Genomic DNA, 338 nt, shown 5'->3' on the forward strand with positions numbered 1-338 from the left:
GCCTGGTACGACAGCGCGAACGCCGTCCGCAGGTCCTCGTCCCCCACCGCGAGGGAGTCCAGCAGCCTCCTCTCGTCCCGCAGCTCGGACACCAGCGCGGCGACCGATCGCCCGTCGCGCCGGGCAGCAAGGCGATTGCCCACCATGCGCACCGCCAGTGGCAGGTTCCCGCACAGCGCCACCAGTTCCCGCACAGCCTCGGGTTCGTCGCGCACCACCTGCTCGCCGGCGACGGCCGAGACCAGCTCCACGGCGCCGTCCTGCGTCAGCGTGTCGAGCAGCAGCCAGCGCGCCGACTCCAGCCCCGCGAGCACGCGCCGGCAGGTCACGATCGTCAG

At 73.4% G+C, this 338-nt stretch carries 1 pseudogene; it reads right to left on the reverse strand.

What is annotated here, in order from left to right:
• A pseudogene (locus tag ADL03_RS06235) lies at positions 1-314 on the reverse strand (hypothetical protein); the annotation flags it as partial.
• Between the last annotated feature and the right edge of the window lie 24 nt (positions 315-338).

Source organism: Nocardia sp. NRRL S-836 (assembly GCF_001279525.1).
Classification (GTDB): Bacteria; Actinomycetota; Actinomycetes; order Mycobacteriales; family Pseudonocardiaceae; genus Lentzea.